Origin of the sequence: Streptomyces sp. CA-181903, assembly GCF_050937075.1 — a bacterium.
Classification (GTDB): Bacteria; Actinomycetota; Actinomycetes; order Streptomycetales; family Streptomycetaceae; genus Streptomyces.
This window is the reverse complement of the sequence record NZ_JBNJLY010000001.1, coordinates 2,628,652-2,649,238: the sequence shown is the minus strand read 5'-3', so window position 1 is coordinate 2,649,238 and position 20,587 is coordinate 2,628,652. Positions and strand designations below refer to the sequence as shown.

The 20,587-nt window shown below is 73.5% G+C and carries 10 protein-coding genes and 1 pseudogene; 1 reads left to right on the top strand and 10 read right to left on the bottom strand.

Annotated features, from left to right (window positions below; translation table 11 throughout):
* Window positions 1-18: 18 nt before the first annotated feature.
* From pepN to ACQEVS_RS11780, 7 genes are all read right to left on the bottom strand, one after another.
* Entirely contained in the window at window positions 19-2,589 is a 2,571-nt protein-coding gene (gene pepN, locus ACQEVS_RS11810; RefSeq protein ID WP_433019051.1) for an aminopeptidase N, read from the bottom strand.
* A gap of 90 nt (window positions 2,590-2,679) precedes the next feature.
* On the bottom strand, window positions 2,680-6,078 hold the full coding sequence (locus ACQEVS_RS11805) for a hypothetical protein (protein ID WP_433019048.1): 3,399 nt from the start codon (window positions 6,076-6,078) through the stop codon (window positions 2,680-2,682).
* Window positions 6,021-6,275 carry a hypothetical protein gene (locus ACQEVS_RS11800; protein ID WP_433019045.1) on the bottom strand — a complete coding sequence of 85 codons (255 nt, stop codon included), beginning with the start codon at window positions 6,273-6,275 and terminating at the stop codon, window positions 6,021-6,023. The genes ACQEVS_RS11805 and ACQEVS_RS11800 overlap by 58 nt, the downstream gene beginning before the upstream one ends.
* Before the next feature lie 121 nt (window positions 6,276-6,396).
* Window positions 6,397-7,425, bottom strand: coding sequence for an aspartate-semialdehyde dehydrogenase (locus tag ACQEVS_RS11795; protein ID WP_433019042.1), 1,029 nt, complete (start codon window positions 7,423-7,425; stop codon window positions 6,397-6,399).
* A gap of 182 nt (window positions 7,426-7,607) precedes the next feature.
* Complete coding sequence (locus ACQEVS_RS11790; RefSeq protein WP_433019039.1) at window positions 7,608-7,895, bottom strand: hypothetical protein; 288 nt, start codon at window positions 7,893-7,895, stop codon at window positions 7,608-7,610.
* On the bottom strand, window positions 7,892-8,254 hold the full coding sequence (locus ACQEVS_RS11785) for a hypothetical protein (RefSeq protein ID WP_433019036.1): 363 nt from the start codon (window positions 8,252-8,254) through the stop codon (window positions 7,892-7,894). Before ACQEVS_RS11785 ends, ACQEVS_RS11790 begins: the two co-directional genes overlap by 4 nt.
* 137 nt (window positions 8,255-8,391) lie before the next feature.
* On the bottom strand, window positions 8,392-11,721 hold the full coding sequence (locus ACQEVS_RS11780; RefSeq protein ID WP_433019033.1) for a S8 family serine peptidase: 3,330 nt from the start codon (window positions 11,719-11,721) through the stop codon (window positions 8,392-8,394).
* 539 nt (window positions 11,722-12,260) lie between these two features.
* Here ACQEVS_RS11780 and ACQEVS_RS11775 point away from each other — a divergent pair.
* A pseudogene (locus ACQEVS_RS11775) lies at window positions 12,261-14,011 on the top strand (TIGR03767 family metallophosphoesterase).
* Here ACQEVS_RS11775 and ACQEVS_RS11770 read toward each other — a convergent pair.
* Genes ACQEVS_RS11770 through ACQEVS_RS11760 form a run of 3 tightly spaced genes read right to left on the bottom strand, consistent with a single transcriptional unit; the run spans window position 14,001 to window position 20,445 of the window.
* The gene (locus tag ACQEVS_RS11770) at window positions 14,001-15,413 is read right to left on the bottom strand and encodes a DUF6177 family protein (RefSeq protein WP_433019030.1); all 1,413 of its coding nucleotides are present in this window, start codon (window positions 15,411-15,413) and stop codon (window positions 14,001-14,003) included. The pseudogene ACQEVS_RS11775 and the gene ACQEVS_RS11770 sit on opposite strands and share 11 nt — an antisense overlap.
* Entirely contained in the window at window positions 15,410-19,381 is a 3,972-nt protein-coding gene (gene eccCa, locus ACQEVS_RS11765) for a type VII secretion protein EccCa (protein WP_433019027.1), read from the bottom strand. The genes ACQEVS_RS11770 and eccCa overlap by 4 nt, the downstream gene beginning before the upstream one ends.
* Window positions 19,378-20,445, bottom strand: a complete 1,068-nt coding sequence (locus ACQEVS_RS11760; protein WP_433019024.1) for a type VII secretion protein — start codon at window positions 20,443-20,445, stop codon at window positions 19,378-19,380. The genes eccCa and ACQEVS_RS11760 overlap by 4 nt, the downstream gene beginning before the upstream one ends.
* Window positions 20,446-20,587: the final 142 nt, after the last annotated feature.

Below are 20,587 nucleotides of genomic sequence, written 5' to 3'. Positions count from 1 at the left end.
GGGGCGCTCCCGGGGCCGTCAGGCCGCCGCCGCGTCCGCCGCCTGGGCCTTCAGGGCGCGCTCGACGCCCGCGCGGGACTCCAGGACGAGGCGGCGGAGGCCCGCGCTCGGGTTCGCGGAGGCGAGCCAGGCGTCCGTCGCGTCCAGGGTCTCCTGGGAGATCTGGAGCGCGGGGTAGAGGCCGACGGCGATCTGCTGCGCGACCTCGTGGCTGCGGGTCTCCCAGATGCCCTTGACGACGGAGAAGTACTTCGCCGCGTAGGGCGCCAGCAGCTCGCGCTGGTCGGCGACGACGAAGCCGCTGATCACGGCCTCCTGGAGGGCGTTGGTGAGCCGGTCGGACTCGACGACCGACGCCCACGCCTCCGCCTTGGCCCCGGCGGTCGGGCGGGCCGAGCGGGCCGCGGCCGCGTGCTGCTCGCCCGCCGAGGTGCGGTCGCGGTCGAGCTCGGCGGCGATGGCCTTCTCGTCGGCGCGGCCGGTGGCGGCGAGGCGGGTGAGGAGGTCCCAGCGCAGGTCGGTGTCGACGGCGAGGCCGGTGACGAGCTCGGTGCCCTCCAGCAGGCCGGCGAGGAAGTCCAGCTGCTCGTCCGTGCGAGCCGTGGCGGCGAACGCGCGGGCCCAGGCCAGCTGGTGGTCGCTGCCGGGCTCGGCCGCGCGGAGCTGTTCGAGCGCCGCGTCCGTCCACTTCCGGAGGCCGGTCTCGCGCCAGTCGGGCGCCGCGTACAGGTCGAGGGCCAGCTTGACCTGCCGCTGGAGCGACTGGACGACGCCGATGTCCGACTCCTTGGCGATGCCCGAGAGCACCAGCTCCAGGTAGTCGCGGGTGGCCAGCTCGCCGTCGCGGGTCATGTCCCAGGCGGAGGCCCAGCACAGGGCGCGCGGCAGCGACTCGGCGAAGTCGCCGAGGTGGGCGGTGACGGTGCGCAGCGACTCCTCGTCGAGGCGCACCTTCGCGTACGACAGGTCGTCGTCGTTGAGCAGGACGACGGCCGGGCGCCGCTGCCCGACGAGGGCCGGGACCTCGGTGCGTCGGCCGTCGACGTCCAGCTCGATCCGCTCGGTGCGGACCAGCTTGCCGTCCTTCAGGTCGTACGCGCCGATCGCGATCCGGTGCGGGCGCAGCGTCGGCTCGCCCTTCGCGCCCTCGGGCAGCGGGGTGGCCTCCTGGCGGACGGCGAAGGAGGTGATGACGCCGTCGTCGTCCGTGGTGATCTCGGGGCGCAGGACGTTGATGCCGGCCGTCTCCAGCCACGCCTTCGACCAGGTCTTGAGGTCGCGGCCGCTCATCAGCTCCAGGGCGCCGAGCAGGTCGGAGAGGCGGGTGTTGCCGTAGGCGTGGGTCTTGAAGTACGCCTGCACGCCCTGGAAGAACTTGTCCTCGCCGACGTACGCCACGAGCTGCTTGAGCACCGAGGCGCCCTTGGCGTAGGTGATGCCGTCGAAGTTGACGAGGACGTCGTCCAGGTCGCGGATCTCGGCCATGATCGGGTGGGTCGAGGGCAGCTGGTCCTGCCGGTAGGCCCAGGTCTTCATGGAGTTGGCGAAGGTGGTCCAGGAGTGGGGCCACTTGGAGCCGGGGGCGGCGGCCTGGCAGGCGACCGAGGTGTAGGTGGCGAACGACTCGTTCAGCCACAGGTCGTTCCACCACTTCATGGTGACGAGGTCGCCGAACCACATGTGCGCCAGCTCGTGCAGGATCGTCTCGGCCCGCACCTCGTACGCCGCGTCCGTCACCTTCGACCGGAAGACGTACTGGTCGCGGATGGTGACCGCGCCCGCGTTCTCCATCGCGCCCGCGTTGAACTCCGGCACGAACAGCTGGTCGTACTTGGCGAAGGGGTAGTGGTAGTCGAACTTCTCCTGGAACCAGTCGAAGCCCTGCCGCGTGACCTCGAAGATGGCGTCCGCGTCCAGGTACTCGGCGAGCGACGGCCGGCAGTAGATGCCCAGCGGGACCGTCCGGCCGTCCTTCTCGTAGGTGCTGTGCACGCTGTGGTACGGGCCGGCGATCAGCGCGGTGATGTAGGTGGAGATGCGCGGGGTGGGCTCGAAGCGCCAGACGTGGTCCGCCGGGGCCTCCGGCGTGGGCGAGTTGGAGATGACCGTCCAGCCCTCGGGGGCCTTCACGGTGAACCGGAACGTCGCCTTCAGGTCCGGCTGCTCGAACGACGCGAAGACGCGACGGGCGTCCGGCACCTCGAACTGCGTGTACAGGTACGCCTGGTCGTCCACCGGGTCCACGAACCGGTGCAGACCTTCACCCGTGTTGGTGTACGCGCAGTCGGCGACGACGCGCAGCTCGTTCTCCCCGCCGTGCAGCGAGGGCAGGGTGATCCGGCTGTCCGCGAAGACCACGGCCGGGTCCAGCGCCTCACCGTTGAGCACGACCTCGTGCACGGTCGGGGCCACCAGGTCGATGAACGTCTCGGCGCCGGCCTCGGCGGAGTCGAACCGCACGACCGTCTCCGAGCGGAACGTCCCGCCCTCCTGCGCGCCGGAGAGGTCGAGGTCGATCTCATACGCCTCCACCGTCAGCAGCGTGGCCCGCCGCTCGGCCTCTTCGCGGGTCAGATTCGTGCCTGGCACCTGGGCATCTCCTTCGCATCACGCGTGTCATGACGTTCCCGGCCATCCTTCCACGGAGGCGGCGCCGGGCGCCTGCCGTGTGCCCTGCCGTCAGCCGCCCGCCGTGAGCCGCCAGGCCCGGTGCGCGCGCACCTGGAGGCAGCCGGTCGGGACGTGGTGGACACCTGTCCCCGCGGCCACCCGGTGCAACGGCGACAGGTGCTCGTCGAGCGCCCACAGCTCCGGCCGGGGGATCTCGTCGAGGAGCGGCTCACCGTCGTCGAAGTCGTAGTCGAACCGGACGGGCCCGGGCGCGCCGGTCCAGCGGACGACGTCATGGCCGTGGCCGGCGATCGCGGTGACGAACGACCGTATCTCCTCCGGCGGGCGGAGCGTCAGCTGCCAGGACTGGTCGCCCGCCGCCGTGACGAGGACGTACGTGGGGGCGCCGGGCCGCGCGCGCAGCGGGCCGTGCGCCGGGCGGGGGGTGTGCGCGCGGGTCACGCGCACCCGGGCGAGCCCGCCGGGCTCCAGGCTGGTGACATGCACGGGCCCCGCTTCCGCCGAGGTCAGGGTGAGCGCCGCGGGCGGGCCGTGGTGGACGAGGACGTCGCAGCCGGTGCCGGTGACCACGTCGGTGCCGGGGGGTGTGCCGGTGCCGGTGCCGTTGTCGATGGTCGAGCCGATGGCGGTCCCGGTGTCGATGGTGCTCCCGGTGGCGGTGGCCGTGGCGGTGGTCGCGTCGGTCAGCGGGCGGGCGGCGGAGAGCGGGAGGAGGCGGAAACGCCAGCGGGTGAGGGCGCCGAGCTCCAGGCGGGTGGCCGTTTCGCCCTCCGTGAGTCCGGTGAAGAGGAGGCGGCGGCCCTGGAACCCCTCGTCCTTCGAGATCAGCTCGCGCGTGTCGCCGTACGGATCGATCTCCGTGACCGCGAAGAAGTCGGAGCCCTCCAGGTCGTACTCCAGGATCACCGGCGAGCCGGGGCACGGGTGGGCGATCTCGACGACCTCCAGGTTCCGGCCCTGGCCCGCGTACTCGGCGAGCACCCCGTCGGCGTCCGCGGCGTCCGGCCCGGGCGCGGCGGACGGCCGGGCGGCGAGCGACCAGGGGCCGTCGGCGTCGACGAGGAGCAGGCAGGGGCCGGCGACGGGCGTCACGTCGATGAGCGCTCCCCGGCCCTGGGCGAGCAGGTCGGCACCGTCGCGGTCGGCCGGGTCGCCCCCCGGGTAGACGGCGCGGAGCGTGAGGCTGCCGCGGTCGGCCCGGCCGCCCGTGTGGTTGACGCGCAGGTCGGCGGCGGGGCCGGCGTAGCGCAGCACGTCGGGGCCGGTGCCGTGGAGCGTGCCGTCAGGCTCCAGGACGCGGGCCTCGGCGAGCGGCAGGAACGTCAGGCTCCACTGCCGTCGCGCCGCCACCCGCAGCATCGCGGGCCGGCCGGCCCGTGGCGAGAACACCGCCCGTCCGCGGAACCGGCCCGTCCCGGACAGCAACGGACTCGCCGTCCGCTGCTCCCCGTCGGCGGTCTCCACCGACTCCACGACCTCCACCGCCGCCGGACCGCCGGGGCTGGCGAACTCGACCAGCACCGGCCCCTCGGGCAACGGCCCTTCGGGGACGACGTCCTCGTCGCCGGTGCCGGTCTGCTCCCAGGGGGTGAAGGCGGGGGCGGCCTTCGCGCGGGGAGCGGCCTCGGCGGCCGGATCGGCGGCCGGAGCCGCGGCCGGATCGGCGTCAGCGATGGGGACGGCTTCCGAGGCCGGAATGACGTCCGTGATGAGGACGGGTTCCGAGGCCGGAGCCGCGTCGGCGACGGGGCCGGTCGGGGCGGCTGCGGAGGCCGGAGCGACGTCTGTGATGAGAGCGGCTTCGGAGGCCGGAGCGGCGTCCGTTATGAGAGCGACGTCCGAGGTGGGAGCGGCGTCGGTGATGAGGGCGGTTTGTGGGACGGAAGCGATGTTCGTGTGCGCTGCGGCCTCCGCGCCGGATTCGGCCTGCCCGTGGAGGTGGGCCGTGGCGTCGGCCGGGCCGGCCATGAACGGCTGGGCGCTGGGGGACCGACCGTCGGCGGTGCGGGCGCCTGCCGGCTCCTGCGCCTGCGACAGTGCCTCTGCCTGCGCCGACGCTTCCGCCGCCGAACCCTCGGTTCCCGGCTCGGACGAGACCGGGCGGTTGGTGATCCGCCCGACCACGGCCCGCTCCGCCCCGGCCGGCTCCTCCACGCCCCGTTCCCCCACCGGCGCCTGCGCCTCGGCCGGCTTCCGCGCGGGCGTACCGACGACGGCGAGGCCGACGGTCGGCGCGTCCTCGACGAGCCGCCCGGGTTCCGCAGCGGGCGCCCCGGCGAACAGCGGCTCCGGGACGGCCCCGGGGACGGGCGGCCTCAGGACCGGCTCGGCCGCCGCACCGGACTCGTACGCGGGGACACCGAGGGCGGCGTCATCGAAGACGCTCGGAACGGGCGCTTCCTGACCGGCCGCAGCACCCCGGGGAAGCCCGGGATCGGGCACGCCCGGTGGATAGGCGGGCATCTCCGGCACACGCGCCGGAGCGACGGGGACGGAAACCCCGTCACCAAGTCCTTCGTATCCGGGAGCGCCCAGCACGCCGGCCTGCGGCATACCGGCTTCCGCCGCCAGGACTCCGGCCTCGGCGGCGGCCGGGTGAACACCCACCGTCGGCACATGGACCCCCGCGTCCGGCCCGTACGACGGTTCGGCTTCCGGCACATGGCCGTCCGGGCCTCCGGGCACCCGTACGCCGATACCGGCTCCGGCTGCGTCGGACAGTGACTCGCCCGGCCCGGATACGTAGGTACCCGTCTCCGCCGGATACGGCGGCTCCGCCTCCGCCATGAGGCCCCCGGGAGCCCCGGGGAACCCGTGACCGGCCGCCGCGGGATACGGCTCCGCCCCCGCCAGATGGCCGCTGTCCGCCGGTGCCGCGTACGCCTCGCCGCCCTCGAAGCCGAGGCCGTTCCCGTACGTGCCGTCGTCCCCCGAGAGGCCGCCGACCGGTCCCGGAGCGGCGTACGTCCCGTCGCCTCCCGCCCCCGCGCGGTGCGCCTCGACCACGCCGCCGAGGCCGGAGGCGTAGCCCCGGAGGACGGCCGCGAACCGCCAGCCGCCGACTCCGCCGCCCTCACCGTCCCGGCGGAACTCGCCGAGGACGGCGGCGGTCGCGGTGGCCACGGCGGCCGCCCCGGGGTCCGCGTCGGCCTGGCCGTCCCGCCCGCCGGGACCGCCCAGCTCGTCGGAGGCTCCGATGCCGCCCGGCCCGCCGCGTCCGTCCGCGTCGTCGAACCGCACCCCGTCCTCGACGGCGACGTGGGCGACCGGTTCGCCCGTGGCCGTCGTCACGGCCAGGCCGAGGCCGGGGACGCGGCCGAGGGCGCGGCCCTTGGTGGCGGCGGCCACGACGATCCGCGTCACGTCCGGCTCGATCAGCGCGGGGTCGATCACCAGCCACTCGGCCACCAGGCCCGCGTCGCCCTCCGAGGTGCCCAGGTGGTGCACGGCCCGGAGGGGTGCCCGGCGTGCTGGGAGGAGACGAGGTCGGCGTCGGAGCGGAGGGTTCCGCGCGCGTCGAGGAGCAGGGCGGCGACGGTGAGGGCCCCGGCGTCGGGGAGTGCGGGCACGGCGGTCCAGGTGACCGCGGCGTGCAACGGCTCGGCCGGGACGGTCAGATGTTCGCCTCTGGCTATCCGGTTCATGAACGGAACTCTCCCACGGGGGTCGGACATCGCGGTCCGAATAAGCCCGCCGGGCCCGCCCACGAGCCCCGGAACGACGACGGGCGGGGCCCGAAGGCCCCGCCGTATCACCCGAAGCGGCTCAGCCGCGCAGCTCCGCGGCCACCAGCTCCGCGATCTGCACCGCGTTCAGCGCCGCGCCCTTGCGCAGGTTGTCGCCGACGACGAAGAACGCGAGGCCGTGCTCGACCGTCTCGTCCACGCGCACGCGGCCGACGTAGGTGACGTCCTTGCCCGCCGCCTGGAGCGGCGTCGGGATCTCGGACAGCTCGACGCCCGGGGCGTCCTTGAGCAGCTCGTAGGCGCGCTCGACGCTCAGCGGACCGTCGAAGGAGGCGTTGACCTGCACCGAGTGGCCGGTGAAGACCGGGACGCGGACGCAGGTGCCGGAGACCTTGAGGTCGGGGATCTCCAGGATCTTGCGGGACTCGTGGCGGAGCTTCTGCTCCTCGTCGGTCTCGAAGAGGCCGTCGTCCACGATCGAGCCGGCCATCGGCAGCACGTTGAAGGCGATGGGCCGCTTGTAGACGGCGGGCTCGGGGAACTCGACGGCCTCGCCGTCGTGCGTCAGCCCGGTCGCGTGGTCGGCGACCTTGCGCAGCTGCCCGTCGAGCTCGGCGACGCCGGCCAGGCCGGAGCCGGAGACGGCCTGGTAGGTGGTGGCGACGAGGCTGCGCAGCCCGGCCTCGCGGTGCAGCACCTTCAGGGCCGGCATGGCGGCCATGGTGGTGCAGTTGGGGTTGGCGATGATGCCCTTGGGGCGATCGGCGATGGCGTGCGGGTTGACCTCGGAGACGACGAGCGGCACCTCGGGGTCGCGGCGCCAGGCGGACGAGTTGTCGATCACGACGGCGCCCTGCCCGGCGACCTTCTCCGCGAGCGCCTTGGAGGTGGCGCCGCCGGCCGAGAAGAGGACGATGTCCAGCCCGGTGTAGTCGGCCGTGGCCGCGTCCTCGACGGTGACGTCCGTGCCCTGCCAGTCGATCGTGGACCCGGCGGACCGCGCCGAGGCGAACAGGCGCAGCTCCGTCACCGGGAAGTCGCGCTCGGCGAGGATCTTGCGCATGACTCCGCCGACCTGTCCGGTGGCTCCGACGATTCCGACTCTCACAGGGGGGCTCCCATTGCTCGTCTAGGACATATGCGTCACTGCCGGACGACGGTGGGACCGGCAGGCGCGGTTCCATCATGCGCGCGTCGGGGGCCCGAAAGTCCAATCCATTGTCCGGAGGGTGGGACGACGCACCGGGGGCGGCCGCCGCTGTGCGGTGCTCGGCACTACGGTGGTGGCCGTCATTCCTCCGGGGCGGCGGCCGCGTCCAGGGGCCAGTGCGCGATGCGGACGACGAAGACGGTCGCCAGCCGGCGGTGCTCCTGATACCAGACGATCAACCGCCCCTCGGCATGATCGAGCAGGCGGGAGACCCCGGACTCGTGGACCGGCGGATCGCCGAGATGCCTGACCGAGGCCGCTTCCGCCAGCCGGCCGGCGAGCCGTTCCACATCGCGCCGGACGTCCGGGGGCAGACCGCCCACGACGTGCTCCGCGTCGGGCAGGTACTCCCACGTCCAGTCGGTCACGTGGCGACCTCGCGCGCGGCCTCGTCGAGGAGCGCCGCGAGCTCCGAGGATCTGGTGCGGGCCTCCTCGCGGGTGGTGGCCTCGGCCACCGCCCTCTCCAGCTCGGCGAGCCGTGTGGCCCGCGCGGGATGGCGGCGCAGTGCCACGAACACCCCCCAACGGTGCAGGAACGTGTGCATGGGCACGGTGCTGTCCGTCTGGACGGCTTCCTGCCAGGCGGCGTGGAACTCCTGCTCGAAACGGACGGCGGCGCTCAGGTCGACTCTGGTCACCGCCACGCGGAGGGCCGCCTCGGTGAGTGGGGGCATGGGGAACAGCGGTTCGTCCGGGTCGCGGTGGTGTACGGGGTGTGCGCTCACGAAGCTGGGTCTCCTTCGACGTCCACGCGTCACTTCAGTCTGCCGTGCCGATGCCCGACGGTACCCGTGCGACCGGAAAGGACAGGGCGGGCGCCCGGAAACCGGACGCCCGCCCTGCCACGAATATCACCGACCGATCAGGAAACGACCTTCTCGATCGTCACGCTCCCGGTCCCCGCGACCGTCCCGCGCTCGTTGACGAGCTGGACCTCGCCGGAGAACGTCCGGCCCTCGGGGGCCGCGCCGGCGACCACGACGTCGGCCGTGACCTGGGCGGACTGGCCGTTGCCGAGCTTTACGGCCTGGCCGGCCGGGACCTTGACCTCGCCGAGGGAGGGGGCGAAGTAGACGTCCCGGTAGTCGTAGGCCGTGGTGCCGGAGGGCACCTCGTAGCCGGTGACCTCGACCGTGTACTCGCCCGGGGCGGGCTTGGTCAGGACGACCTGCTCGTCGGAGCCGCCGCTGGTGGAGGAGCCGACCGGCTTGCCGTCCTTGTAGACGGTGAGGTCGAGGTCGGCCTTGGGGTCGGCGGCGCCGCCGATGGCGGCCTCGAAGCGGGTGACGCCCTCACCGATGGTGACCTTGGACGTCTGCTTCTGGCCCTTGCCGATCTGCTGGCGGGCGACCTTGGACGAGCCGAGGCGGCCGCCCTGGAGCTTGCCGTCGAGCTGCGCGAAGTCGTTCGTCGCCTTCCAGGTGACGGTGGCCGGGGTGCCGACCTTCGCCTCCTTCACCTTCTGCACGGCCGGGTCGAAGGAGGCGCCCAGCACGGTGGCGGTCACCGTGTAGGGGTTGTCCAGCAGCGGCGAGGTGCGCCGAGACTCGACCTCGATCTCCCAGACGCCCGGCAGCGGGTTGGCGTACGAGCGCACGTCCGGACGGCAGGTGTTGGCCGGGTTCGCGTAGTTCGGGTAGCAGTTGACCGTGGAGGTCGGGTCGACCGGGACGCCGTAGGAGTTGATGGCGATGAACCGGGTCTGGCTGTCCTTCGCCAGACCGCTCATCGCGATCTCCAGCGTCTTGGCGCCCTTGGGCACGGTCACGAAGTACGAGGTGGTGGCGTTGCGCTGGGCCGTACCGCGCTTCTCGATCCGGTAGGCCGGGGCGGCCAGCGGCTCGGCGGCGACCACCGTCGTCATGATCTGCTTGTCGATGCCCTCGGTGCGGTCGTCGTCCACGGTGAGGATCGCGCTGTGGATGCCCGCCGACTTCGGCTTCGCCGTGACCTTGACGGTGACGGGCTTGTTCAGCGGCAGCCGGACCTCGTCACGGCTCGCCAGCTTGAACGTTCCGTCGTTGTTGCGCCACTTCAGCTCGTGCCAGACGTCCTTGTCCGGACCGGAGGTGCGGGTGACGGTCACGTCGTACGTCTTCGACTCGCCCGCCTTGAGGCCGCCCTCGCGGTCGTAGATGCCGGTGCCGAAGCCCGGCGTCTTCAGGGAGCCGGAGAGGGCCGTGGAGACCGGGGCCTTCACCGTGTAGTCGTGCGCGGTGGCCTTGTGGCGCAGCGCGTTCCACGCCTCGTTGATGTCGATCAGGCCGGAGCCCTGCTCGTACGCCTGGAAGCCCTTGATCTGCTTGGCGGTGCTGGTGAGGGCCGTGCGCAGGTCGGCGGGGGTGAGCTTCATCCCCTTCTGCTTGGCGGCCGAGATCAGCAGCGCCGAGGCGCCCGCGGCCTGCGGGGAGGCCATCGAGGTGCCCTGGAGCATGCCGTAGCCCGGCGGCAGGTCGTAGCCGGACTCGGCGACGGGCGCGCCCGGCTCCCAGGTCGGCGTGGTGTTGATCGACGCGCCGGGGGCGGTGATGATCGGGGCGAAGCCGCCGTCCTCGCGCGGGCCGCGGGAGGAGAACGGCATCATCGCGTACTTCGTCCGCACCTCGGACCCGTAGTTGGCGGCCCAGGTCTCCTTGGAGACGGAGGCGCCGACGCTGAGGACCTTGTCCGCGAGGCCGGGGTCGCCGATGGTGTTGGCGCCGGGGCCGCTGTTGCCCGCGGAGATGACGAGCTGCACGCCGTAGGTGTCGATGAGGCGCGTGTAGAGCTCGGAGCGGGCGTTGTTGCCGTCGTTGAGGGCCGGCAGGCCGCCGATCGACATGTTGACGATGTCGACGCCGTGGTTGACGACCAGGTCGATCATGCCCTCGGTGAGCGCGACGTTGGTGCAGCCGCCGCTCCAGGTGCAGGCGCGCGAGGAGACGATCTTCGCGCCGGGGGCGGCGCCGCTCATCTTCCCGCCGAACAGGCCGTTGGCCGCGGTGATGCCCGCGACGTGCGTGCCGTGCTCCGACTCGATGACGCCGATGTTGACGAAGTCGGCCTTCTTGCCGACCCAGCTGCCGCCCTTCGGGTCCATCGGGACGTCCTTGCGGACCTGCACGACGAACGGGATGCGCTCGGCGATGGGGGTCTTCGGGTCGTCCTTGCCGAAGTAGCCGACCTGGTAGCCGTCCTTGTACGGCTTCATCTCGGCGTCGTTCCGGAAGTCGCCGTCGGCGTCGAGGTCGACGCGGACGGTGCCCTTGGCCTTGTCGTAGAGGACGGCCCACGAGTCGGTGGTGTCGCCGTCCCGGTTGAGGTCGCCCTTCATGTCGCCGCCGGCGGTCGCGCTCTCACGGAACAGGGCCACCTGGTAGGAGCCCGCGGGGGCGGTGTAGGTGCGGCCGTTGAAGGAGAACGAGGGGCCGGACACGTTCTGCGTCATCGGCAGCCAGGTGCCGTCGTCGTCCGTCAGCGGGTCGGTGGACGTCACCCAGTCGACGATCTTGCGCTCGCCGGTGGTGGTCTTCTGCAGCGCGGGGTGCGCCAGGTCCACGCCGGAGTCCAGGATGCCGATGGTGACGCCCCGGCCGTCGGCCTTGGGGTGGTCCTCGACGAAGTCCACGGCGCCGGTCTCGAAGGCCGGCTGGTACGGGTTCTTGGCGGGGGTCCGCTTTCCGGGCGCCGGGTAGGAGCGGCTCTTCGGCCCCTTGGCGCCCGTCACCGCGTCACCGCGCGGCGTCGGGTCGGGAAGCTTGATCTCCTGCTTGAGGTCGATGCCGTGCACCGACGACAGCTTCTGCGCCTCGGCGATCACGGCGTCGGCCTTGGCGGTGGGTACGGTCGCCCGGACGTAACCGAGCTTGTCGTACTCCTTGCCCACCGAGGCGCCCGGGACGGAGTCGAGCTTCCCGGCGATCTGCTCCGTCTGGCCCGGGGCGGTGGCGATCATCATGGTGACGGTCCGCTCGCCCGCGGACTTGGCCTTGGCGAGCAGGTCCGCGCCGTGCGAACCGAGCTTGTCCTTCTCGGGGTTGACCGGCTTGACCGGCCCCGGGGCCGGCGTCGCGGCCGGCGGCTGCGGGCCGTCGGCGAAGGCGGGCGCCGCGCCCGTGGCGGCGAGTGCCACCGCCGCGGCGGCGGCGACGGCTATTCGGGACGCGCGTCTCGCGCCGCCGCGGGACGCGTGGCGAGATGTGGGGGTGTTCATGGACATCCCTGGCTGGTGAGTGAACGGCTGCCGACGGCGGGTCCGGATAGCCGACGGCAGGTCCGGATATCGGAACCGGATGGGGGCTCACTTTTATGGAAGTGACGGGCTTTTGGGGAGAGTTGCCAGGGAGGGAAAATAAAGATGGCGTAAACCCGCCAGCGGGCACAGCGGGAGGAAGCGGGACGGAGGCCGTGAACCGCGCGCGGAACGTTCCCCGAGGGCCCCTCTGAGGGACGAGAGACGGGGGTCCACGGTTCAGCCATTCAGTGCAAACGGAGTACAGCGGGACCGGCGGGGCCATAGGGTTTTCGGGGATGCTTTCCCTGTCGGGTGAACGCTGAGTGAGGTTCAGCGTTCCAGGGGACGAGTCCTCTATGTCGCTTGCAGTAGCCAAGATCGATGTGAGGTGATCGGCGGCGACCGTTGCCGCCCTGTTCACGCCCAGGTCATGCGCGCTGCCAACGATCCTCGGTGACAGCAGCCGCAGACCGCCTGCACCTCCGCTCGCATTCGCGTTCGCACTCGGGGAGACCGCCATGCACAGCAGATCCGGCAGATCAGCCTCGCACTTCGACCGCCGCGGGTTTCTGGCCGCCGCGGGCGCCGTCGGCACCGGCCTCGCCCTGGGCGCCACCGGCTCGGCCGCCGCCGACGAGCCCGTCCCGCACGCCCCGGGGACGGCCGGCCAGAACCCGGAGACGCCCGGACAGACCCCGGGGACACCCGGCGCCGAGACCATGGCGGCCGCCCCCACCGGCGCCGGCACCACGCTCGCCTCCGTCGCCACCCCGCGCGGCACCGGAAAGTACAAGCGGCTCGGCGACGGCCCCGGCTGGCCCCGCGTCGTCCGTACGGAGCTGGCCGCCGCCCGCGCCGACCGCACCCGGCGGCGCACCACGCTCGCGTCGTTCGTGCAGTTCACCGACCTGCACCTGACGGACGTCCAACACCCGCTGCGCTACGAGTTCTTCCGCGCCGGCGGCGAGGGCGCCTGGCGCCCGCACGAGGCGCTGACCCTGCCCGGCGTGGCCTCGCTCGTCGAGCGCGTCAACAAGCTGCGCCGCGGCCCGGCCACCGGCACCCCGCTCCGCTTCGTCATCACCACCGGCGACAACGGCGACGAGAACGCCAAGATCGAGGCCGAGTGGTTCCTCACCGCCCTCAGCGGCGGCCGGATGAACCCCAACACCGGTGACCCGCACCGCTACGAGGGCGTCCAGAACAGTGGCCTCAAGCTCTACTGGCACCCCGAGAGCTCCCTCCGCGACCAGGACAAGGCCGTCGGCTACCCGCGCATCCCCGGCTACCTCAACGCCGCCATGCGGAGCGTCAACAGCCCCGGCCTGAACATCCCCTGGTACTCCACCTTCGGCAACCACGACCTGCTCTCCGGCGGTTGCTACCCGGCCGCCGGCTCGTTCATCTCCGACGTCGCCGTGGGCGGCAAGAAGCTGTACACCATCTCCGCCGACGAGGCGAAGTGGCTGATGGACGGGGAGCTGCACGGCGTCGACCCCAAGGGCAAGCGCATAGAGGAACTGCTGCGCAAGCACAAGAAGGAGCTCCGCAGCGTCACCCCGGACGCCCGCCGCGTGCCGTTGACGCAGCGTCAGTACGTCGCCATGCACCTGGACCGCCGGTACACCGGCCGCGGCCCGGTCGGCCACGGCTACACCAAGGACAACCTCGACTCCGGCAACCTCTACTACAGCTTCCGCGTCTCCGACCGGGTCGTCGGCATCAGCCTCGACTCCACCGACCCCGGCGGCCACTACCAGGGCTCCATCGGCACCGCCCAGCTCGACTGGCTGGACCGCACCCTCAAGGCCCACCGCGACGAGTACGCCCTGGTCTTCAGCCATCACCCCAGCTGGAGCATGAACAACACCGTCCCCGACCCCGCCCGCCCCAAGGAACAGCGGCACGGCGGCGACGAGCTGATCGCCCTCCTCCAGCGCCACAAGAACGTCCTCGCCTGGATCAACGGCCACAGCCACCGCAACCGCATCCGCCCCCGCGGCACCTTCTGGGAGATCGCCACCGCCTCCCACGTCGACTACCCGCAGCTCGCCCGCGTCATCGAGATCACCGACAACCGCGACGGCACGATCTCCCTCTACACCACCCTCATCGAGTCCGCGGCCCCCACCGCACCGACTACCACGACCTCTCCCAGACGGGCCTCGCCGCCCTCTACCGCGAACTCGCCTTCAACGCCCCGGGCAACGACCCGACTCTGGTGGGCGATTCGACGGACCGGAACACGGAGCTGCTGCTCAAGCGGTGACGGGCGCGGCTCCCCGCAGGTGCCGCGTCAGCCGGTCCAGGGCACTCCATCCGTCCCCGTGCGACGAGCCGTCGCCCAGCGGGTAGTACAGGCCCGGTAGCCCGGGCGGGCCGACGCGGAGCGGGGAGCCGGCCAGCGGCGGACGGGCGGCGCGCGCGAGCCCGATGCTCCGGACGCCCTCGGGGCCGAGCGCGAAGGCGAGGGGTACGGGCGGCGCCTCGAACCGCGGCGGCACGCTCAGGTCACGGCGCGCCGGCCGCAGTTGACAGAGCAGGGAGCGCAGCCCCAGCCGGGACGCCAGGGTGTCGGCCAGTCCCGGCAGCGCGTCCACCGGCGGCCGTTCGCCCGGGCCGTACCCGAAGGCCAGGGTCACCTCCTCCGCGACACCCTCCGGCGTGCGGTCCACGCGCAGCGTGGCGATGCCCGGCCGGTCCGCCGTGCCCACCACGACGAGCCAGGTGGGGCGCGGGCTGCGGTGGCGCGCCCGCGCGGTCAGCTCGTCGCGGGACCACGGGAGGCCGGCCGGCTCGGCGGAACCCCAGCCCGCCGGGGGCGCGCCGGTGAGGGCCCGCCAGGCGGCCTCCACACCACCGCCGAGGACGAGGTCCTCGGTCGCGGGGAGGGCGGTGCGGAACGCGACCACGAGCTGCCGCTCACCGCCGTGCCCGACCTCCCGGAACGCCTCGGCGACCAGGGTTCTCCCCTGGACGTCGGCGGTGGGGGCGAAGACGCCGTCCCGCCAGTGGAGCACCGCCCCGGACAGCCCGTCGTAGTAGCCGCACCGCTCGTCCCGCACCACCCAGCGGCCCGGCGGCCCGGTGAGGAGCGTGCGGGTGGGCAGGGAGAGGCGGCTGTCGCCCGGGGTGACGATCTGGAGGCCCCGGTCCGCGTCCGCCGAGGTGCGCAGCGCCTCGGACAGCCGGCTGGTCATGGCGACCAGCGGGCGGTCCTGGAGGATCACGGCGGCCTGTTCGGTGAGCACGTCCACGGCCGGGAGCTCCGGAGGCTCCGTGGCGGTGACGTCCGAGACGTCCACGAGGCCGTCCTCCGAGGAAACGTCCGGCGGCCACACCGTGCCGCCCAGCAGCCCGGTGAGCCGGGCCGCCACCGCGCCCGCCAGCCGGGCCGCCCCGGGGACGCCCGTGGCGGCCCGGACCTCGGTCCACCAGCCGGTTCCGTCCCCCACGGGAACCCCCAGCAGCCGCTCGGCCTCGCCCCGCACCCGCATCTCCAGCGGTGCCTCCACCGAGACCAGCGGGGCGCCCTCCGGGTCGCAGAGCTGGAGGACCGCCCCTTGCGCGGCCGTCCGCACCCCGGGCTCAGGCCCGCCCGCCAGCAGGGCCGCCAGGATGCTCCACGGGTCCGGCATCCGCTCGGTGAGGGCGATCACGTCCTTCGTCACGCGGGTTCTCCGTCCGCCAGGGCCGTCTGGACCAACCGCGCCGCCGCGCCCCGGCGCACGAGGAAACCCCGTCCCGGGGGCTGCGGCGCGGCGTGGACCCCGGGGAAGAGCTGCCCCTCCTGCCGGTCGCCCGCCATCACCAGGGCCGTGGCGCCGCTCTCCCGGAGGGCCATCAGGAACGGCTCGTACAGGGCGCGGGAGGCACCGGCCACCCGCCGTGCCACGACGAAGTGCAGCCCGATGTCCACCGCCGCCGGGACGAACGGCAGGAACGGCGCCAGCGGTTGCTGCCCCGCCGCCGCGAGGGCGTCGTAGTCGTCCACGAGGACGACGATCTTCGGCCCGGGGTGCCGGCCGGCGGGCTCGGACGGCTGTGTCCCGTCGGGCATCCGCTTCTCCAGCTCGGTGGCGATGACGGACGAGAGCCCTTCGCAGACGCGGGAGTTCGTCGCATACCCGCCGCGGTAGGACTCCGGGACGACGGCGTGCAGACCGCGGCGCGGGTCCATCACCGCGAAGACGATCTCCTCGTCGCTCCGGCGCGCCATCAGCCCCCCGGCGACCAGCCGCAGCAGGTTCGTCTTCCCGCACTCGCCGTCGCCGAGGACGAGCAGGTGCTGGTCGACGCCGAACAGGTCGAGGGAGACCGGGCGCAGCGCCGCCTGGTCGACCCCGAGGGGTATCCGGAACGGTTCCTCCGCCGCGGAGGGGAGCTCCGCCGCGGGAAGGCGGGCGGGGAGGACGCGCACCTGCCGTACGCCCTCGCCGGGCCACGCCGCCCGGACCGCCGCCACCGCCTGCTCGACGGCGGACGCCAGCCCGGCAGTCGTCGATCGCCCGTCGAGGCGGGGCAACGCGGTCTGGGCGAACAACTTGCCGTCGGTGAGCGCCCGGCCCGGCTCGTCCGGGGCCAGGGACGCGGCGAGCTTCCGGTCGATGCCGCTGTCGCCCGGATCGTTCAGCCGCAGCTCGACCCGGGTACCGAAGGCCGCCTGGGTGGCGATGCGCACGTCGTTCCAGCGGAGCATCGAGGCGACGACGTGTACGCCGTAACCGCCGCCGCGCTTGAGGATGTCGGTCACCGCGTCCTCAAGCGCGTCGAACGGGCCGCCGAAGCCGTCGCGCAGGGCGCCGAAGCCGTCGACGACCAGCACGACCTCGGTGGAGGACAGCTCGGGCAGCGCGCCCCGGGCCCGGAGTTCGCGCAGGTGCTCCACGGAGTCGATGCCGTGCTCGCGGAAGAGGTCGGCCCGCTCGTCGAGCATCAGGCGCACCTCCTCGACCGTACGGGCGACGCGCTCGGCGTCGGCGCGCCCCGCCACACCGCCCACGTGGGGGAGTCCGGCGAGCGCCGACAGCCCGCCGCCCGCCAGGTCGAGCCCGTACACGGCGACGTCGCGCGGAGTGTGTGTCAGGGCCAGCGACAGCACCAGCGAGCGCAGCAGCGTCGTCTTGCCGGACTGCGGGCCGCCGATGACGGCGGCGTGCCCGCCGGAGACCGTCAGGTCGAGGACCCAGCGGCCCTGCCACTGCCGGGCCGGATCGTCGAGCAGCCCGAGTGGCACCCTCATCGGCCCGTCATGGCCGGCAAGGCGGAGGCCCTCGGAAGGCGGCGGCGCGCAGGCGTCGAGCGGTACGGTCCGGGGCAGGGGCGGCAGCCAGACCGCGCGGGTGGGCGGTGCGGCGTCCCGCAGGCGGTCGACCAGCACCGACATCAAGGTGGGGCCGGGCGCGCGGTGGCGCTCGGAAGGCTCGCCCGACGGCGCGGCCGGCGGCTCCTCGGGAGCGTTGACGGCGGGGTAGGGGCGGACCACCGGCCCGGTCTCATCCGCGTCCAGGACGGTAGGACCGCGGTAAGGGCCCGAGACGAAGCCCGCCTTGAACCGCCGGTACACGCTCGTGTCGACCTTGAGGTAGCCGAATCCGGGGAGGGGCGGCAGCCGGAACGCGTCGGGAGTGTCCAGCACGGTCCGGCTCTCCTCGGCGGAGAATGTACGGAGGCCCAGTCGGTAGGAGAGGTAGGTCTCCAGCCCCTTCAGTTTGCCGCTCTCGATGCGCTGGCTGGCGAGCAGCAGGTGGACGCCGATGGACCGGCCGATGCGGCCGATGGAAAGGAACAGGTCGCCGAAATCGGGGCGTTCGGTGAGGAGTTCCCCGAACTCGTCGATGATCACGAAGAGGTGTGGCATCGGCTCCAGGCCGGGCCGGGAGACCCGCGCCGCCCGGTACTGTCCGATGTCGGCCAGGTTGCCCGCGTCCCGCAGTACCTGCTGGCGGCGGCGCACCTCACCGGCGAGCGAGGTGTGCACCCGCTCCACCAGCCCCGTGCGGTGCTCCAGGTTGGTGATGACCCCGGCGACGTGCGGCAGGCCGGCGAACGGGGCGAAGGTGGCGCCTCCCTTGTAGTCGACGAGGACCAGGGCCAGGTCCTCCGGGGGATGGGAGGAGACCAGCCCGAGCACCAGGGTGCGCAGCAGTTCGCTCTTGCCCGAACCGGTCGCCCCCACACAGAGCCCGTGCGGGCCCATGCCGAACTCCGACGACTCCTTGAGGTCGAGCAGCACCGGCTCGCCGGCGTCGTCGACCCCGATGGGCACGCGCAGAAAGGCCCGCTCGCTCCGCGGCCGCCACAGCACGCGCGGGTCGGGAGCGGCCGGATCGTCGAGCCCCAGGAGGCCGGTGAAGTCGACGGTCCCGGCGAGCGGCGCGTCGACGACGGACTCGGCGGACAGCCGGACCGGGGCCAGTGTCCGGGCGAGCCCTTCGGCCTCGGCGGCGGACACGGGATCGACGCCGCCGGTGCCGGCGGGAGCGTCCGGCGCCCGGAGGTCCTCCACCCGCACCCGGTCGCCGTCGACGGTGATGCGCAGCGCCACCTCGCCCGGCTCCTGTACCCGCTCGGCCACCAGGTGGAGGACGGTGACGCCCAGCTCGCCGAGGGGCACCGTCTCGTCGGGCTGGGGGAGCTCCACGGCGTCCGCGCCGTGCCCGTCGCTGACGACGAGCATCCGGCCGAGCAGGTTCCGGGCGTCCGCACCCGCGAGGCCGCGCCGGGCCTCCGCGGCGTACGCCGTGCGGTCGCGTAGCTCGTCCCTAAGCAGCCGGGCCAGCTCGGCGGGCCCGAAGGCGATCCGGCGGGCGGGCACCGGACCGTCGCGCGTTCCCGGATCGAGGACGTGCGGCAGCCATTTGAGCCACTCCCAGTCGGGCAGCCGGTCCGGAGGACAGGCCAGTGCGAGAGCGACGTCGTCCGGCGCGTGGGCCGCGGCCGTCTGGACGAGCAGCGCGCGGGCGACGCGCAGGACGTCCCGGCGCTCCCCGACGACGCTGACGTTGCCGGCCCGGTCCAGGGGAACGGTGAGCGGCAGGTCCGCGGCGGTCCCGAACCGGTGGGCGAGCGCGCCGGCCTCGTTGAGCATGAACGGGTCCGGAGGCGTCAGCACGCCGCCCCCCGAAGTGCCGATCACGAGCGTGCGCACCGGCATCCGCCCGGTTCCCATGCGCACCTTGAGGAAGTCCGGGTCCGTACGCCGCCGCTCCCACAGCCGCGCCGGGTCGCGCACCAGGTCGTGGAGGGCGGCCGGGGTCGGGTCGAGCAGCCGGGCCGCGGCCCGGTGGGCCCGTTCCTCGGCGACGAGCTCCTCCCGGAGCCCCTCCAGATACTCCAGATACCGCTCCCGCTGGCGCCTCCGGGTGCGCTGGGCCTTCCCGCGCTGCGACAACAGCAGCGCCACCGAGCCGACGACCGTGACGGCGAGGACGAGCGCGCCGATCGCCGCGAACTGGCTGTTGCGGATCACCGTCATCATGACGACCGAACTCATCACGCCCGCCACCGGCATCAACGAATGCAGCGCCCCGCCGACCCTGCCCTCCGGGAGGTTCGGCGGCGGCTCCACGATCCGTTCCGGGAACGGCGCCGGGGGACGGGTGGCACGGGCGGGGCGGTGCACGATCCGGGTGGTCATGACGGGAGCCCGCCTCCGGCGCCTCCGGTCAGGGACCGGGTCAGCACGTCCGCGGCGAGCTCCGTGACCTCGTCATGGGTGCGCCGGGCGAGCAGCTCCGACCTGACGACGCCGCCCGCGGCGAGGTGGCGGTCGTAGGGGAGCGCGCGCACGGACACCCCGTCGACGCCCAGTGCCTCGCGGGCGACGGAGAAGTCGATCGCCGTATGCGGGGTCCCTTCCGTCACGACCACCACCGTCCGCCGCAGCATCCCGCCGCGGCGCAGTGTCACCATCCAGTCGAGGACGGCGCGCGTGGCCGCCATGCCCTCGGCGGTGGCGGGCGTGACGAGCACCCGGGCCTGGGCGGCCACCAGCGCGGTGCGGGACAGTTCGCTCGGCAGCGAGTCGCAGTCGACGACGGTGATCCCGAAGTACCGTCGCAGGGCGAGCATGACGGCGCGGTATTCGGCCAGCTCCAGCCGGGCTCCCACCCTGCCCTGGCTGCCGGGCAGCAGCCAGCCGCGGCCGGGCAGCTGCACCAGATATCCGGTGACGTCGGTGAGCTGCATGGACGGCGTGATGATCCGCGCCAGGTCGCCGCAGGTCCACCGCACGTCGGGCGCGCCGAGCCGGGCGGGCAGGGTGCCCAGCGCGGCGTCCGCCTCCAGCATCAGCACGGGGTCCTGCCGGAAGTGCGCGTAGGTACGGCCCAGCAGCGCCGTGACGGTCGTCTTGCCCGCGCCGCCGCGGATGCCCGTCACCGCGATCTGCCGTCCGGTGGTGACCGGTTGCTGGAGCGCCTCCGCGACCCGTGCCGTGCGCTCCACCTCGCGGGCGACGGACGCGCCGGTCAGACGGCGGAGGGCGCGGGCGACGCGGCGGGTGGCCGGGTCGCCGTGTCGGGGGCGGGACTTGAGGAGGGCGGCGGGAACCGGCGGCGCGGGTGGAGTGGTGGCGAGAGGTTCTCCCTGTACGCGGTGCGACGGCTCGACGGGATGGGTACCGGGCGGAACGGGGCCGGCGACGACGGGACTTGTGAACGACGGCTCGGCGGGTGCGGGGCCGGGGGTGGGAGGGCTCACGGGCGGGGGCCCCGCGGGCGCAGGTTCCGTGGGGGTAGGGCCTACGGGTGCGGGCCCTGCGGGTGCGGGGCTCACGGGTGCGAGGCCGCCGGGCGTGGGGCTCACGGATGCGGGGCCGCCGGGTGTGGGCCCCGGGGACGCG

Bases quoted from the DNA above. Each gene is read 5' to 3' on its own strand.
- eccCa (WP_433019027.1), bottom strand. From the start codon at position 19,381: ATGACCACCCGGATCGTGCACCGCCCCGCCCGTGCCACCCGTCCCCCG.
- ACQEVS_RS11780 (WP_433019033.1), bottom strand. From the start codon at position 11,721: ATGAACACCCCCACATCTCGCCACGCGTCCCGCGGCGGCGCGAGACGC.
- ACQEVS_RS11800 (WP_433019045.1), bottom strand. From the start codon at position 6,275: ATGAACCGGATAGCCAGAGGCGAACATCTGACCGTCCCGGCCGAGCCG.